Source organism: Paenibacillus sp. FSL P4-0127 (genome assembly GCF_038007325.1).
GTDB lineage: Bacteria > Bacillota > Bacilli > Paenibacillales > Paenibacillaceae > Fontibacillus > Fontibacillus macerans.
The window spans coordinates 245,813-261,476 of sequence record NZ_JBBOWY010000002.1; the positions used below are offsets into that span (position 1 = coordinate 245,813).

Sequence of the window (15,664 nt, forward strand, 5' to 3'; positions counted from 1 at the left end):
TGTAAAAAAATCCATTTATAGTTTCAATAATCCAAATGTGGGTTTTGCTGAAAATTGATGTTAGTGTTCTTGCAACGCTAGTGCACTTTATGTACTTATTATCCAGAGCTTGGCTTTTTCATCTCCATTAGCGGCATTTTATGTACTTATTTTCCTGGGAATACCCCAGAACAGGGGCATTTCCTGGCGACCAAAGAGAATAGCGACCTAAAATGCCTCTATTTCTCTCAAATGGACGGTTATCGCAGAATAAGGACAATTTTTGCACTAGCGTTGCAAGAACACTAACATCAATTTTCAGCAAAACCCACATTTGGATTATTGAAACTATAAATGGATTTTTTTACAGTCATTTTTTAAGCTTAAGACCAAAAAGCCAAGGTTACCTAATGCGTAGGTCGCGATGTCCCATTAAATGTATATAATGGATATTATTCCTTGAACTTGCTTGGCTTAATTATCCCAACCATTGTGCGCACCGATAACGCTTTGGGACCTGACCCCGGACGTCTCCCCGGACTACTTCGACTGGGTTTCCGATCCAGTTCGGTTCGAAAGGATCGCCATGAACGGTACAAATACTCGCGGAGAATCCGGAGCACTTGCCAGTTTGTTTTTGCCGTTTGGGTGCTGTGCCGGATGTGCTCCACGAGCAAGGCAGTAATTAAAGCCAAGAATAATTGGTTCCAAATAGCCTGTGGTTTATGACTGTGCAGCTTCTTCAATCGCAAATGTTGCTTCAGCCATTTAAAATACAACTCGATGAGCCAGCGATTTTTGTAGATCTGCGCGATTTCTTCAGCGGTCTTATCCCATACCGATGTAAAAATACGATAAGTCCGTTCCTGCTCGTCATAAAACTCCACCAAACGAACGGAATGTTCCATGGATCGGAAGGAACTGCCCACGCAAACCTTGGCGTCCCGCGTGATGTTCGAGCCTTCCGGAACAGGATACTCCTCAATGACGGTGGCAAGCGCGCGATCTCGCATACGGATCACAAACTGGATGTTGTCCTGGACCCATTGATCCATCCGGGCATAATCATCATAACCGCGATCCATCACATAAATCGCATCCGAGGGGACGACCAGTTCAACGGCCCCCGCACGATCCCCTACATTGAGCGAACTGGGGATCATGGCATCAGGAAATAGCTTGTCGGGAGCTGTAACAACGAGGCGCAGATGCATCTTGACGCCGCTACTCTTATTTGACATCTTGGCCCAACTTCCAAGTTGAAGCGGCAGTCGAATGCTGGAAGAATCAATGATGTGCAATTTCCCGCTCTGGCCCTGGTGGCAAGCACGTTGCTGTGTTTGTGATGCCAGATGCTGAAACATCCACTCCAACAGCTCCGTTGGGATCTGATCGAGTTTTCGGGATAATTGCGAGCCGCTGATACTCTCCAACTGTAGAAGCTGCTGAAGTTTCGGCTCAGCACGAAGTGCAATTTCCATTTCACCGTAAGATGACCATTGTTTCAACTGAGCATTGATGAAGAGCATGATCGCTTTCATCGTGGTAAGTTTCTTGGTGTAATGGTCGAAGAGTAAACGTTGATGCACATCGATGGGCAGTAAGGAAATCAGTTGACGAATGACCGTTTTAGCTTTAACGTTATCCATGGTTGGTCTCCTTTTGTAGAGAGTTATGGACAACGTACCTACCTCTTTACAATAGGAGATTTTTTATGCTTTTTCCATGAAAAATGATCATAATTACCCATATTTAACTAATATTTGATTATTCGCGTTAGGTTTTATGCAACGCTAGTGCAATTTTTGCTCTTATGTGCCATAGGCCGTCCGCGGTTAACTGTGGCTCAATATCCTGTGGCTCATGTTTTCGCTGGAATTTCTCGGGGGCAGGCAGCCTGGTTGTGCATGTTTTCTCGGCGCAATTACAACTTCCGTGAATCCACAGCAAAAGGAACAAGCCCGAACCAGACTTGGGCTTGTTGTCCTGGTTCGGGCTTGTTGTCCAGGCTGGACGTATTAAGCCGTCCGCCGTTTCAGGGGCCACGGGCGTCGCCGAAGCCCCTTCTACAGGAGACTCGGCGGGCATCCCCGGCTCTTCATCCACTACAGGCAGTGTGCACACTTTAGCTCTTTACTCACCACCGTCTCTTTACTCACTACCGTCTTTACTCACCACCGTCTTTACTCACCACCGTCTCTTTACTCACCACCGTCTTTACTCACCACCGTCTCTTTACTCACTACCGTCTTTACTCACTACCGTCTTTACTCACTACCGTCTTTACTCACTACCGTCTTTACTCACTACCGTCTTTACTCACTACCATCTCTTTACTCACCACCGTCTCTTTGCTCACTGCAGGCTCTTCGTCCACCTCAGGCCCATCGTTCACTTCCGGCTCCAAAGCCGCCGGTTCGGCCGGCGCTGGCATCGGCACCGGCGTGGGCTCCGGCACTGGCACCGGTGCATACGGCTTCACGACCAGCACGCTGGCCGTAAAGGTATGCTCCCGGTAAACGGCTGTCACGGAAGTGGACCCTGGCTTAAGGCCGAGAAGATAGCCGTGCTCGTCCACCTGTGCGATGTCGGGATCGGCGATCGTAAACCGGGTTTCCCCGTTGACGATCGAGGTTTGGTCTGCCTCGTCGGTGAAGAGGGCTTGGATATCGAGTTCACCGCCTGTCATCAGTGAGTAATCTTCCGAATCCAGGTAAAACCGCCCGGGCGTTTCGGAAGGGTTATCCGTCACAGCCACCGTCACCGGCAGCCTTGCGGAGAAGCCTGCATATTCGGCGACGATTTCCGCCTTCCCAGGGGACAGTCCGGTAATAAATCCGTCACTATCCACGGCGGCGATCTCTGGATTAAGCGAGGTAAGTACGGCCTGGTTCGTAATGACCACCGCGGTTCCATCCGCATAAACCGCTTGAACGACGCTAGGCCGGCGTTCGCCGACGCCAAGCTCCAGGGCCGGTTCGCCAAACCGGAGTTCCTGCAAATCTGCCGGAGGCTGCTGGCCTTCGCCCGCCACCTTTATTAGTTGCATCAAGGGAAGGCTGTTCTTTTCTCTAATTTCACCCGTCATGAGAAAACCGCCATCCGCGGTGTACGTACCTTTCCCGACCGAGTCCAATCCCGGGCTTGCAAACCGAAGATCTCCGGTTACTTCCCCGTCGTTGTCGATCCGCAAAACTTGATACTGCGTCTGCTGATCCGGATAGTCGCCGGTGGTGTTACTTCCCAGCAATGCATAGCCATCCGGGGTCGAAACGAGCTGCTCAAAGAAATGTCTTCCCTCCGCAAACGGGTAGGTTTTTTCCCATAGGATCTCTCCGCTATTATCCATTTTGAATACGAACTGAACCTGCTTTCCGTCTTGACGCATCGTCCCGGAAATGATAAAGTTCCCGTCCGGCGTCATCTGTGCGGACCAAGCGGAGCGGCCGCTGCCGGGAAAAACTTGCTGTTTTTCCCATTCCACATTGCCGTTCGCGTCCACTTTAACGACCAGGGAGGCGTCGGAATCCGAAGTTGCCGTACTGTCGATTCTTCCGACTGCCAGTACCCCTCCGTCCGAAGTGCTTAATACTTCATTAAAAAACTGGTTGTCACCAATCCACCAGGTTTTATGCCACACCTCATTTCCTTCCCTGTCCACTTTCAGCAGGTAAACCGGAGCCAAAAACCCGGAATTGGCGCTGTACCCCGTAACAGCGAACCCGCCATCCGCAGTCTCGCTTACGGATCCAGCATAAAAATGAGTGTAGTCCAAAAGGTGGTAGTAGCGGGACCACTCGACGTTTCCCTGGTCATCCAGCTTGGCCAAATAGGGAATGGTGGTTGCCGGTCTTTCCGTCCGGTCCATCGTTGACCCGCCTACCAAATAACCGCCATCGCGTACAGGAATGATCTCAGAGACCGAAACGTCTTCTATATCGGGATCTCCTTCAACATCCAAGGTTTTCTCCCATAGGGTGCGGCCATGTTCATCCACTTTTATGACGTAACCAAAAGAATTGGAAATGGTGGATACATCCCCGACAGCAACGTATCCTCCGTCCGCAGCGGAGACAACCGCTTTTCCTTTCGCCGTTCTAAAAGCTTGTCCGTAATCGAAGCTCCACTCGACTTTCGGCGTCCCCGGATCCGGCTGCTCCGCAGACGCGGCGGCCATACCGCTCCAGGGCCAACCGCCCCAGGCCAGCAGGCAGCTGAAGGATATCGCAGTTAGTCTTTTCAAAAATAGCGACATCAGTAATCTCCTCTCAAAATGGTTTTCAAGGAATATTCCTCCATTTTATTATCGAGGAAGCCGGATGGACAGGGAATCCCGCTAAACGCTTATTTCCAGAAAGCTGTAAAATGGTCATCCGGACATATAAGGGTAATGAGGCCGGGACTAAACAACCGGGCGGGAACGGGCTCGCTGTCCGGCTCGCTGTCCGAGCTCCCTGTCCGAGCTTCCTGTGGCCGTAAAGCAAGCCATATGATTTTAGAAGCCGGGCGTCCGCCTGCACCAAACCGGGCGGCGGAGCGGAGAAAATCGCTGTGGACCGCTGTCCTTTTCTTTTCCAGCGTGTTCCACTATAATTAAAGATTACGGATTAATGACACGTATTGTAAGAAGAAAGGAAGTTTTATCTTTGAAAACCGGGTTGCAACGCAATTATATTTTGCTGGGGCTGCTGCTTTCGACATTTCTGGCGGCGATCGAAGGAACGGTGATTGGGCCGGCCGGGCCGAGAATCGTCGGCGATCTGGGCGGGGCGCATCTGCTGAGCTGGGTGTTTACCGCTTATTTGCTGACGATGACCGTGGCGACGCCGATTTTCGGGAAAATCAGCGACCTTTACGGAAGACGGCCGGTGTTCGTCATCAGCTCGCTGCTGTTTTTGGCCGGTTCGGTATTGTCCGGGATCGCCCAAAACATGGAGCAGTTGATCGGCTTCCGGGCCCTGCAGGGGATCGGCGCGGGCGGGCTGCTTCCGGTGACGTTTACGATCATCGGCGATATTTTTTCCATCGAAGAACGCGCCAAAATCCAGGGCTGGATCAGCTCCGTATGGGGGATTTCCTCGCTCGTCGGGCCGCTGCTTGGCGGGTATTTCGTCGATTCGCTCAACTGGCGGTGGGTGTTCTACTTTAATATACCGTTCGGCTTGCTGTCGTTATTTTTTATCATCAAATATTTGCGGGAGCGTGTGGAGAAGAGAAAGGTCAAAATCGATATTGCGGGCGCGATAACGTTAACGATCGGCGTCGGCGCTTTATTGATCGGACTGGCGACCGGCGGCCAGCAGCTCCCCTGGAGTTCGCCGTGGATGATCTTCATTCTGGCGCTTGCGGCTTGTGCGCTGATCCTCTTTTTTATCGTCGAGAAAAAAGCCTCCGAACCGCTCGTACCGCTGAAGCTGTTCCGGGTGCGGGACATCGCTTACTCGAACCTGGCCAGTCTCGTGGCCAGCGCCTTGCTGATCGGGCTGACCTCCTATTTGCCCTTGTGGGTGCAGGGGGTGCGCGGGGAAAGCGCCACCGCCTCGGGCCTGATCCTGGCGCCGATGTCCATCGGCTGGATGCTTGGCTCCGTGCTGGGCAGCCGGATGATTATTACTCGGGGCTCGCGCCTGACCTCCTTGATCGGGATGGCGGTGGTCGCCGCCGGCGCTGGCGGGCTCGCGTTCATGACGGAGGGGACGCCGCTGCTTCCGCTGCTGCTGTTTAACGCCTTGTACGGAATCGGCTTTGGCTTTTCGTTCGCCGTGTTTACGATCATCGCCCAGTCGTCGGTGGGGTATAGCTTGCGCGGCGCTTCCAACGCCCTGAACTCGTTCGTCAAATCGATTGGGCAAACGATCGGCGTCACCGCCTTCGGCACGCTGATCAATCTGCAAATCGCCGCCAAAACCAAAGACCTCGCCGCTTCCGGGATCGAGGTTTCTCAAAACGACATCGACCAGCTGCTGTCCCCGGAGAAGGTGCATCTGCTGCCGCGCGATCTGTGGAGCGAGTTAAAACACGTGCTTGGAGCCAGCCTGCATTCGTTGTTTCTGGTGATGGCGGTGTTGGCCGTGATCGGCGTGCTTATCGTATTGGGGCTGCGAAACCGGGCTCCGGGTACGGACGAGGAGCAGGGGGAAGGCGCGGCCGAATCGCCGGACGCTTCCGGAGTTTAAACCGGGGAAGGGCGGCGTGCCTGTGACCGGTTTAAGTCCCCGGCACGGTATAAAAATGGCCTCTCCTCCGCATCTTAACGGGAAAGGGGAGGTGTTACCATGAGTAAGGAACATATGAACGTGGACCAGAACACGCTCGTAGACGCGTGGAAAAAACAGCTTCCGGAATACCTGAACCCCGGAGATTCGGCCGAGGTGCTGGCCGACATGGCGAATCCCCAAGGATTGCGGATTCATATCGACGCGGCGGGCCATCAAATGTATTCCTTTGATTTTTCATGCTCCTACATGGATCCGCGCGAGGTTAACGTAGAACTGGTCGATGTCGAACGCGGCGGACAGACGATCTCCGAACACACCGAGCAAATCCAGGAGCTGACGGGGGATTACGTCCGTCATATCCACGAATGCGCCCAAGCTCTCGGGCAGCTCACGAACCCATGACGAGAAAGCGAGGATAAGCGAATGGCCAAAGGCAAGGCAGGGGTGGACAAAAACCTGACCAACGTCGTTTCCGATTTGGAGCGTGATCCGGCAAACAGTCATGAGGCCCAGCAAATGCAGCAAGCGGTCAATGACCGGAGACACCGGGACGCTCTGAACCGCCATAAAAACAAGGATATGGACCCTACACATTAGCCGTAATTAAAAAGCCTGCGTCTCTTGGTTTACACACACAAGAGCGCAGGCTTTTTTGCGTCAGCTTAACCTTTACGCGCCAGCGGGGCCAGCTTTTCCGCTTCGCGTCCCATCTTTTTCAGCAGATCGATCATAATGTGTTTCTCTTCATCGTTCAGGCCGCTTAAGGCATAATCGATCCGGTTGGCAAATTCGGGATACAGCTGGTCCATCAGCGCTTGCCCTTTGGAGGTAAGCTCCGCGTAAATAACGCGCCGGTCGCGCGGGCAGGGGGTGCGGTGCAGCAGACCCGCCGTTTCCAGCTTGTCGATCACGTAAGTCACGTTGCCGCTTTGCAGCAGCAGCTTGGCGCCGATTTGCTGGATCGGCTGCGAGCCCTTGTAATACAACACCTCCAACACGGCAAAGGCCGTCGGGTTGAAGCCCTGGATCTTACTTCCGGTCACGGCGTGTTCATTGACGCTTTTGAAGGATTTGGCAAAAACCCGGTACAAATGCATGGACAAATCCGTGCCGATTTCCTCGGTTTTCAACATATACATCCCGCCTTATCTTATATTTGTGAATATTTTTACATGGGTGAATTATTGCTATCTTAAAACAATCGGAATTTTAAAAAAATATAATTTATCACAATTTGCGGTTTTTTAATGTAAAAAAGTTACAATTTTGCGAACCGTTTGCACCGCGACCACACTCAAGGGGAAGCGGCGGCGCCGGGCGCTTGAAGCCTGTCCTCGTGTCCCGCTGCCGGTTTAAGGTATAATCGTAATATTACAGTTTACGGCAGGTGAAAGATGTGACAGATGTACTATTGGACGTGGCGATCCGCAAGGCCGGATACGAGCCCGGGAAGGCCGCGATCGAGAACGTTTCGCTTCAGGTGAGGCCGGGGCGGCTGACCGGGCTGATCGGCCCCAACGGGGCGGGGAAAAGCACGACATTAAAGGCCATTCTCGGCCTGCTGCCTTACGCGGAAGCCGAGGTGCGGTTTCGCGGCGGGTCCGAGCGGTACGCTTATATTCCGGAGCATCCCGTCTATTTTGACACGTTAACGTTATGGGAGCATCTGGGCCTGGCCGCGGCCGTTTACGGCATGGAGGAGCATAGCTTCGAACAGGGGGCGGGGCTGTTGCTGGAAAAGTTCCGTATGACGAAAGTGAAGGATCATCTTCCGGACGGGTTCTCCAAGGGCATGCGCCAGAAAATGATGCTGATGGTCGGATTTCTCGGCCGCCCGGACGTTTATATCGTCGACGAGCCCTTTATCGGGCTGGATCCGCGGGCGACCAAGGATTTTCTCGGCCTGCTGGAAGAAGAGCGGCGGCGCGGCGCCGGCGTGCTGATGTCCACGCACGTCCTGGATACGGCGGAGCGGATCTGCGACGATTTTATTCTCGTGTCGGACGGCCGCACCAAAGCCGGCGGGACGCTGGATGATATCCGCGCCGCCGCTTCGCTGCCGGGGGCGTCGCTGTTCGACTGCTTCGACGCTTTGACTTAAGGAGACAATGCCGCATGAAAAATATTACTTCCATAACCGTAAACCGGTTGTTCTTCCGCAGGTGGAGGGATCGTTTGGGGCTGCAGCTCGGCGCCCTGCGCAGCACTTTTGATCTGACGATCTTGCTGTATATCGGCATCCCCGGGCTGCTGCTGGGGGGGCGGGCCTACTACGGGCTCTGGCGGGACGAGCTCCCGGCCTGGCTCGTTTCGCTGCCGTTTGCGGCCGTTCCGGTGCTGCTGCTGTTCCTGGTGTACTCCATTGGCGGGCTGTCCCTTTATATCGAAGCCGCCGACGTATTGTTTCTCAGGCAGCGCCCCCGCTGGGTCAAGGGGCTGCTGCTGCGCGGATGGATGTTGTCCATGGCAAGGCAGGCCGCGGTATTGTGCGCGGTTTTTGCGGTGTTAAGCCCGCTGCTGGTTCGGGTGTTCGGGATGAGCTGGCCCTCCGTCGCCGCCTGGTGTGCCGTGGCGTACGGCCTCAAAGCCGTGCAGATGCTGCTGGCCAATTTGCTGGGCGTCTTGACCACAGGCTGGCGGCGCATCATATATAGCTGGCTGTCCTACGGCTTGCTGAGCGCCGTTTTTTCGGTTTGGGCCTTCGCTGCGGGGGCGTCAGAGGAAGCGGCAAACTTCCTGCTTGCGCTGCTGGCCGCCGCGCTGTTAGCGGCGGTGCTTGCAGGGTGGAGGTTCCGGCTGAAAGGGCGGTTTGATGCCGAAGTCCGCGAAGAGGAGCGGCAAAAAACGAAGCTGATCGCGCTTTTGCTGGTTCCTGCCGTCGATGCGCCGAAAGCGCCGAAGCCGGGGGCGAGGCCCTGGCTGTTCCGGCGCTGGCGCAAGCTGCTGCCGTCGCGCAGCCCGCAGGCGCGGACCGCGGAAGCGCTCGTCAAAGCTTTTTTTCGCGGCGGCGAGCTGAAGCTGTACGGGCAATTGGTCCTGGCCGGCCTGGCCGCGGTTGTGCTTCCCCCTTATCCGGTGAATGCCATCGTGTATATCGCCCTGATTTTTTTGCTGATGTATTGGTTAAGCGGCCATCTGCGCGCTTTTTTCGCCAGGGATGCCATGAGGATGCTGAATCCCGGGGAAATGCTGGAGTACCGCACGGCGGTTCCGGCGATGACCCTGCTGCTGCTTCCCGGACTGGTTTGCTTTACGGCCGGGCTTGGGCTCACCTTGTATCCGCCGCTCTGGGGAGGCCCGGGGGCGATTCTCTGCGGCGTTTTGCTGGCGATCGTGCTGGGCGGCTTTTATGGAAAAATCGGGATCTTGCTTTTGCGCAGAGCGTAAAACAGAGCGTAAAATCTGCCTCCCGAAATCATGAACGTTGGTGACGGACGATCTGACTGCAAGGAGGCTAGCTAGGATTGGCTTACTGTAGGATCGTTCTACTAGTAGAATGATCCGGAAATAATATGGCTTATCTGCGGACGGGGGCCATCTTGTGCACAGTATTATCCCCATGAAATAGCGGAACTTTAGGGGCTTATTTTCCGAATTTGGGCCTATTCATCACCATAGGGGAACTTTTGGGTCTTATTTTTCGATGAACATGTCGAAAGGCGGCCTTTTGCCACTAAATCGTGAAAATAGCGCCATAAAATTCCTCAATACTTACGCAACATAGGGGATGTCGCGGAAATAGCGCCCTTTTTTTCCTTGATGTTGTCACCCGAGATCTTCAATAGGCCATTTTTCCGTTTTCTCAAGTCTTCACTTGCCATCATGCTAACGTTATTTTCAGAATCGTCTACTAGGCATCCCTTCCTGCGCTCTCCAGCGCCGCCAGCCCGGCGTGATGCCCCGCGGTGTAGCCGGTCGCGAAGGCGGCCGTGATGTTATAGCCGCCGGTATAGCCGTGGATGTCCAAGATTTCGCCGCAAAAATACAGCCCCGGCATCAGCTTCGAGCCCATCGTCCGCGGATCGACTTCTTTAAGGTTGACGCCTCCGCCGGTGACGAACGCTTCCTCAAACGAGCGGGTTCCCGTGACCTTAAGCGTAAAGTTTTTGAGCACGGCGACAAATTGCTGCCAGGGCTCCTTGGGCAGATGCTCGTAAGTCGTATCGGCGGCGAGGCCGGTCCGTTGGAACAACAGCGGCAGCAGGCGTTCGGGCAAGGTGCCCTTAAACACGTTTTTCAGCGCTTTTTTCGGTTCCGCCGCGGCCAGCTGCCGCAGGCGGAGCTCCAATTCGCCGGCTTTTTCGCCCGGAAACAGATCGATGGCCATCGTGACGTCGGCGCCCCCGTTTTTCTGTTTGACGCCCCGGATAAATCCGCTGCAGCGCAAGGCGATCGGGCCGGACAACCCGAAATGGGTAAACAGCATGTCTCCCCGGTGGGAAACAACCGGTTTGCCTTTCGGGTTCAGTACGGACAGCTCCACGTCGCGCAGCGACAGGCCCTGCAGCTCCCGGCTTTGAATAAACGGCTCCCGGGAAACGATCGGCACCTCGGTCGGATATAGTTCAGTAATCGTATGGCCGGCGGCGGCGGCCCAAGGGTATCCGTCCCCGGTGGAACCGGTATGCGGCACCGATTTGCCGCCGGTTGCCACGATGACCGAGGCGGCGGGCAGCGTTTCGCCGGAGGCCAGCTTTACCCCGCGCACCCGGTCCGCCCCGTATTCGATTGCGCCGACGGGATGATGGACGAGCAGCTTTACCCCGAGCGAGCGGGCTTTGCCGATCAGCGCGTCGACCACCGTCTTCGCTTTGTCCGACACCGGAAACATCCGTCCATTGTCCTCTTCCTTCAGGGCGATCCCCAAATTCTCAAAAAAAGCGATAATGTCCCGGTTGCCGAACAGCGAAAAGGCGCTGTACAGGAAACGGCCGCCCCCCGGGATATAAGCGATCAGCTCGTCGATGTCCTTGTTGTTGGTTACGTTGCAGCGGCCGCCCCCGGAAATGCCGAGCTTGCGTCCGAGCTTGTCCCCTTTGTCGAGCAGGGCCACATTTGCGCCTTGTTCGGCCGCGGCGATCGCCGCCATTAATCCGGAAGGCCCCCCTCCGATGACGATAACGTCGTATTTTTTCATGCCGTCGTTCCTTTCCGTTTGTACTTTCTTACTTATTTTTAAAACTCTTGAGACGATGCAACACTGCGAGGCTCATCCACCTGTGCCCTAAAATAATTTATATTTTTCTGAACCAAGCATTATTGTAAAACTTTGTCGCCTATGTTTTAATCGAACTAGAATGGTATTCTTCCGCCTGAGGAGGGAGAACGTGGAGGCTGTAAAAGAAATCGTGTTGCAGGTGCTCATTGCCAGCTTGCCTGCGCTTCTGTTTCCGTTGTCGTATGAAAAAAGAAATTGTCATTTACAGCAAAATGGTGCCGCTGCTAAAGGGACGCCCTACGTCCAGGGACTTACGTTTACGTGTATGTTCAGCATGCTGCTCTGCGCCTTGTTCGCTTCTCGCCTGTGGGAAGCGGTCCCGCTTAATTTCGGAATACTGCCGCTGTTCGCGCTCATTCTTTACGGCAGGTTTCGGAGCGGAGCGATCCTTGCGGCGCTTCATATTATAATCTATCCGTTGTATACAATAAACCACACCTTGGCCGGAATTATACTGGAGACGGGGCTGCCGCTTTATCCGCTTGTATTTTTAGCCTCCCGTTATTTCAGAAGGACCGAACGGCACGGCAAAGTTGCGATTCTTTCGCTGTGCTTCATGGGCGGCGGGCTGATGAGCGGCGGATCTCCGTTCCTGACGGGGGATTTATCCCTGATTTCGGATTTAAGCGCTTTAATTTCCACTCTGCTTAATGTCGGCATTGCGATGGCGGTTGGCAGCTTGTTTGTCCATATGGTGGAGAACACGCTGGAAAAGGAAAAACTCCGCGAGCAGGTTACGCAGCTTTCGGGCGAATATTTCCGCGAAGCCGAGAGATTGCAGCAGATGATGGATGCCGCGCCGCTTGGCATCGTTCTGCTGGATCAGCAAGGCTTTATTATCTCGGTAAACGATACGTTTCTCCAGTTATATGGAATGCACCGCAACGAGCAGGCGGAAACGGCGGCGCGCGCGGATCTGATCTCGCGCAAGCTGGAGGACGTCCTCGGCGGCTTGCCGATCGGCAAGCTCGCTTCCCGGGTGAAAAGTGCGCTTGCCGGAAAGTCGAAAACGTCCGAGCTGCTGCAAAGCGATGACCATATTTATTTTACCAGCGCTTCGGCGATCCTAAAAAGCCGGGAAATCATCGGCGCCGTGGCTATCGTCCAGGACATTACGGAGCTGGAAACCCTCCGCATGGAGCGGGGACATGTCGAGCGGCTGAGCCTCGTCGGACAAATGGCGGCCGGCATTACGCATGAGCTCCGCAACCCGATGGCCGTCGTTCGCGGCTTTCTGCAGCTGATGCGGGAGAAGAGTCCGTCCAATCTGGACCACTATTACCGGATCGTGTTGGACGAGCTCGACCGGGCCAACGGCATCATCAACGATTTTCTCTCGCTGGCGCAAAACCGCCCGATGGAAAACGAGCTGTGCGATCTGCACGACATCATCATGGAGCTGACGCCTTTGCTGTGGGCGGATGCCAATTTGCGCGGACAGACGATCGAGGTCAAGCTGGATGAGCAGGTGCCGGCGCTGCTGCTGAACGGGAAGGAGATCAAGCAGCTGATCCTGAATTTGGCGCGCAACGCCATGGAAGCGATGGAGGGAAAAGGGCAGCTGACGATGGAAACGAGGTTGGCCGATTCCGGCGTGGAGCTGCTCGTGACCGATACGGGTCCGGGAATACCGCCAAGTCAACAGGCGAAGCTGTTCGAACCGTTTTATACGACGAAAGAGAAGGGGACGGGGATTGGACTGGCCTTATGCCTCAGCATCATCGAACGCCACCGGGGCAAAATCAGCGTCCGCTCCGGGGAAGGGGAAGGAACGACGTTTACGGTCTTTTTTCCGTTCGCCGAGACGTAAAGCGCCTAGTGAAGAACCGCTCCGCAAGAAGTTGGGCGCCGTCAGGAACGGGCCGGTCAACGCAGGGTTCAATCTTGCGCCGTTTGTCTTTGCTTTCCAACTTGATGAATGTATAATAGATATAATCCGTAAGCCGGGAGCTATAGGTACGGCAAGGCTGCGGGTGCCACTTATTTCGTATGCACAAGGAGTGATTTGAATGTCTATGTCATTTGACCAATATATGAGAGACATGGTTCAACCGATGAGAGACGAATTAACCGTACTGGGGATTCAGGAGCTGCGGACGCCGGAAGAGGTTGAGGAGAAGCTGCCCGGAGCGAAAGGAACCGCTTTGGTCGTCGTGAACTCCGTCTGCGGCTGTGCGGCGGGCCAATGCCGTCCGGGCGTGGCGAAGGCGCTGCAGCATGATTTGACGCCGGACCATCTGTTTACGGTGTTTGCCGGACAGGATAAGGAAGCAACCGCCAAAGCCCGCGAATATTTCGCGCCGTATCCGCCGTCCTCGCCTTCCATCGCGCTGATGAAGGATGGGGAATTGGTGCATTTTATCGAGCGCCATCAAATCGAAGACCGCTCGGCCGAGGAAATCGCCGCTGATCTGACCAGCGCGTTCGACCGCTTCTGCCGGTAATCCGCATGTTTGCAATCCGCGGCAGGGCTATCCGCCCAGCGCCGCAAGCGCCCCGAGGTTCGGCTCAAATCCGTTACCGCAGGGGCATTTTTACATAGTAGCGCGAGTTCCAAACGGGCTCATGGCACATGGCAAAAAAGATATTGGAGTTGGAGGGATAAGGAATGAGTCTGCAGCAGGAAATTATTGAGCGTTTGGGCGTAAAGCCCGTCATTGACGTCGATGCGGAAATCCGTAAGCGCGTCGATTTTTTGAAGGAGCATGTGAAAAGCTCGCGGACGAGCGGTCTGCTGATCGCCATTAGCGGCGGCATCGACAGCGCCGTGACGGCCGGCCTGTGCAAACGGGCGACGGATGAGCTGACGCAGGAAACCGGCCAGCCTTACATGACGCTTGGCGTGTTCCAGCCTTACGGGCAGCAGGAAGACATTGAGCACAGCTACGAGGTGGCCAAGGCGTTTGGACTCGAGCATACCGTGGAGACGAACATCGAGGAAGCTGTGGACGAAATCGCGCTGGAGGTGGAGCACGGCCTCAAAAACATCGGCAAACCGCGCCATCTCAGCGCGCCGGGCAAAGGCAACGTCAAAGCGCGGACGAGAATGGTGATGCAATACGCGCTCGCCTTTGAATTGAATTTGCTGGTGGTCGGCACCGATCACGCCTCCGAAGCGATCACCGGATTTTATACGAAATGGGGGGACGGCGCGGTTGACATTACCCCGCTCAGTTCCCTGAACAAGCGCCAGGTCCGCCAGCTCGCCGCCCGCCTTGGCGTGCCGCAGAGCGTGCTGGACAAAGCGCCGACCGCCGGGCTGTGGGAAGGCCAGACGGACGAGAAGGAGCTGGGAATCAGCTACGAAGACAACAGCGACTATCTGGAAGGCAAAGAGGTCGATCCGGCCGTTCGGGAGCGCCTGGAATCGTTCTATTTGAAAACGGAGCATAAGCGCAGCCCGATCCCGGGGATCTGACATTAGCCGGCCGGCATGTGCGCTTGCAGGAAGCCAAGCTAAAGAGGATGAATTTATTTAAAGTCCCTTTGCTTGGCTTTTTTTGCCTTGTGCGATGGTCTTACGGCAGGCGGAATGCCCCAAAATTGACTCTTTGCCTGCATTTCATTGGCCGACTTTTTGCTGTTTTTTGGGCAAAGCTTTAAAGGGAGTATAACCGCCCGCATACATCGTTCCGGGATTGTAACCCTGACTGACGGCAAGCTGGAGCGGATCGGCCTGCTGCTGCTGCTCCATTAGTTTCAATAGAATATAAGCGGATGCCTTAGCGTCATCAAGCGCATCATGATGTTTAAAGCTGATGCCGAAATGCTTGGAGACGATATTTAGTTTATGGGAAGGAAGCTCCCGGAGCATCGCCTTTCCAATGCGGTATGTACATAAGTACTGGAAATCAGGGTAACGCAATTCCGCGGCATCCAGACAATAGCGCAGCACGCTTATATCAAAAACGGCGTTATGGGCTACGACGACTTCTCCTTGAAGCAGCGGCTCCACAATAGGCCAAAGCTCGGCAAAGGAAGGTTGTCCCTCAACCATGGAAGGAGTGATTCCGTGAATCGCGATATTCATCCTGTCAAACGGCTGGAGCGGATCGATCAACCAGACATGTTCTGCCGTCACCACTCCATTTCTAACTTGAACCAGCCCAAGGGAACAGGCGCTTGAACGGCTTGCATTGGCGGTCTCAAAATCAATGGCTGTAAAATTCACCGGTACATCCTCCTATCAATCAGGTATATCAGTCTCTACTTTAATAGTATAGGAGGCAAATATAATCCGCGCTATGAG

The 15,664-nt window shown here is 54.7% G+C and carries 13 protein-coding genes; 8 read left to right on the forward strand and 5 right to left on the reverse strand.

What is annotated here, in order from left to right:
- Nucleotides 1-431 precede the first annotated feature (431 nt).
- Both NYE74_RS27660 and NYE74_RS27665 read right to left on the reverse strand, forming a co-directional pair.
- Nucleotides 432-1,628, reverse strand: coding sequence for an IS4 family transposase (locus NYE74_RS27660; protein ID WP_115311341.1), 1,197 nt, complete (start codon nt 1,626-1,628; stop codon nt 432-434).
- A 650-nt stretch (nt 1,629-2,278) separates the two neighbouring features.
- Nucleotides 2,279-4,234, reverse strand: coding sequence for an Ig-like domain-containing protein (locus tag NYE74_RS27665; RefSeq protein ID WP_155620833.1), 1,956 nt, complete (start codon nt 4,232-4,234; stop codon nt 2,279-2,281).
- A 391-nt stretch (nt 4,235-4,625) separates the two neighbouring features.
- Here NYE74_RS27665 and NYE74_RS27670 point away from each other — a divergent pair, with 391 nt between their 5' ends.
- The 3 genes from NYE74_RS27670 (at nt 4,626) to NYE74_RS27680 (ending at nt 6,794) form a co-directional block, all read left to right on the forward strand.
- Nucleotides 4,626-6,155, forward strand: a complete 1,530-nt coding sequence (locus NYE74_RS27670) for an MDR family MFS transporter (protein ID WP_371861034.1) — start codon at nt 4,626-4,628, stop codon at nt 6,153-6,155.
- Between the two features lie 99 nt (nt 6,156-6,254).
- Nucleotides 6,255-6,599 (forward strand): hypothetical protein, encoded by a 345-nt coding sequence (locus tag NYE74_RS27675; RefSeq protein ID WP_036626254.1) that lies wholly within the window; start codon nt 6,255-6,257, stop codon nt 6,597-6,599.
- Nucleotides 6,600-6,620: 21 nt separating this feature from the next.
- Nucleotides 6,621-6,794, forward strand: a complete 174-nt coding sequence (locus NYE74_RS27680; RefSeq protein ID WP_164815280.1) for a hypothetical protein — start codon at nt 6,621-6,623, stop codon at nt 6,792-6,794.
- A gap of 65 nt (nt 6,795-6,859) precedes the next feature.
- Here the strand turns inward: NYE74_RS27680 and NYE74_RS27685 are convergent, their stop codons facing one another.
- Nucleotides 6,860-7,330 carry a MarR family winged helix-turn-helix transcriptional regulator gene (locus tag NYE74_RS27685; RefSeq protein ID WP_036626252.1) on the reverse strand — a complete coding sequence of 157 codons (471 nt, stop codon included), beginning with the start codon at nt 7,328-7,330 and terminating at the stop codon, nt 6,860-6,862.
- A 263-nt stretch (nt 7,331-7,593) separates the two neighbouring features.
- Here NYE74_RS27685 and NYE74_RS27690 point away from each other — a divergent pair, with 263 nt between their 5' ends.
- Entirely contained in the window at nt 7,594-8,298 is a 705-nt protein-coding gene (locus tag NYE74_RS27690; protein WP_227872940.1) for an ABC transporter ATP-binding protein, read from the forward strand.
- 14 nt (nt 8,299-8,312) lie between these two features.
- Entirely contained in the window at nt 8,313-9,584 is a 1,272-nt protein-coding gene (locus NYE74_RS27695; RefSeq protein WP_155620832.1) for an ABC transporter permease, read from the forward strand.
- A gap of 463 nt (nt 9,585-10,047) precedes the next feature.
- On the opposite strand, the gene NYE74_RS27700 is transcribed toward NYE74_RS27695, so the two are convergent.
- Nucleotides 10,048-11,334: a BaiN/RdsA family NAD(P)/FAD-dependent oxidoreductase gene (locus tag NYE74_RS27700; protein WP_036626246.1), complete on the reverse strand. Its 1,287-nt coding sequence runs from the start codon at nt 11,332-11,334 to the stop codon at nt 10,048-10,050.
- Nucleotides 11,335-11,524: 190 nt separating this feature from the next.
- Between NYE74_RS27700 and NYE74_RS27705 the strand changes: the two genes are divergently transcribed.
- The 3 genes from NYE74_RS27705 to nadE all read left to right on the forward strand — a co-directional run bounded on the left by NYE74_RS27705 (nt 11,525) and on the right by nadE (nt 14,833).
- On the forward strand, nt 11,525-13,225 hold the full coding sequence (locus NYE74_RS27705) for a two-component system sensor histidine kinase NtrB (protein WP_036626244.1): 1,701 nt from the start codon (nt 11,525-11,527) through the stop codon (nt 13,223-13,225).
- Between the two features lie 199 nt (nt 13,226-13,424).
- Nucleotides 13,425-13,859, forward strand: coding sequence for a BrxA/BrxB family bacilliredoxin (locus NYE74_RS27710; protein WP_036626242.1), 435 nt, complete (start codon nt 13,425-13,427; stop codon nt 13,857-13,859).
- A 164-nt stretch (nt 13,860-14,023) separates the two neighbouring features.
- Nucleotides 14,024-14,833 carry an ammonia-dependent NAD(+) synthetase gene (gene nadE / locus NYE74_RS27715; protein WP_036626240.1) on the forward strand — a complete coding sequence of 270 codons (810 nt, stop codon included), beginning with the start codon at nt 14,024-14,026 and terminating at the stop codon, nt 14,831-14,833.
- A gap of 144 nt (nt 14,834-14,977) precedes the next feature.
- On the opposite strand, the gene NYE74_RS27720 is transcribed toward nadE, so the two are convergent.
- The gene (locus NYE74_RS27720) at nt 14,978-15,586 is read right to left on the reverse strand and encodes a 3'-5' exonuclease (protein ID WP_036626238.1); all 609 of its coding nucleotides are present in this window, start codon (nt 15,584-15,586) and stop codon (nt 14,978-14,980) included.
- Nucleotides 15,587-15,664: the final 78 nt, after the last annotated feature.

What these genes read in the sequence shown, in the direction of transcription:
- NYE74_RS27660 (WP_115311341.1), bottom strand. Translation starts at nt 1,628, where the DNA reads ATGGATAACGTTAAAGCTAAAACGGTCATTCGTCAACTGATTTCCTTA.
- NYE74_RS27665 (WP_155620833.1), bottom strand. Translation starts at nt 4,234, where the DNA reads ATGTCGCTATTTTTGAAAAGACTAACTGCGATATCCTTCAGCTGCCTG.
- NYE74_RS27675 (WP_036626254.1), top strand. Translation starts at nt 6,255, where the DNA reads ATGAGTAAGGAACATATGAACGTGGACCAGAACACGCTCGTAGACGCG.
- NYE74_RS27680 (WP_164815280.1), top strand. Translation starts at nt 6,621, where the DNA reads ATGGCCAAAGGCAAGGCAGGGGTGGACAAAAACCTGACCAACGTCGTT.
- NYE74_RS27685 (WP_036626252.1), bottom strand. Translation starts at nt 7,330, where the DNA reads ATGTTGAAAACCGAGGAAATCGGCACGGATTTGTCCATGCATTTGTAC.
- NYE74_RS27695 (WP_155620832.1), top strand. Translation starts at nt 8,313, where the DNA reads ATGAAAAATATTACTTCCATAACCGTAAACCGGTTGTTCTTCCGCAGG.
- NYE74_RS27700 (WP_036626246.1), bottom strand. Translation starts at nt 11,334, where the DNA reads ATGAAAAAATACGACGTTATCGTCATCGGAGGGGGGCCTTCCGGATTA.
- NYE74_RS27710 (WP_036626242.1), top strand. Translation starts at nt 13,425, where the DNA reads ATGTCTATGTCATTTGACCAATATATGAGAGACATGGTTCAACCGATG.
- nadE (WP_036626240.1), top strand. Translation starts at nt 14,024, where the DNA reads ATGAGTCTGCAGCAGGAAATTATTGAGCGTTTGGGCGTAAAGCCCGTC.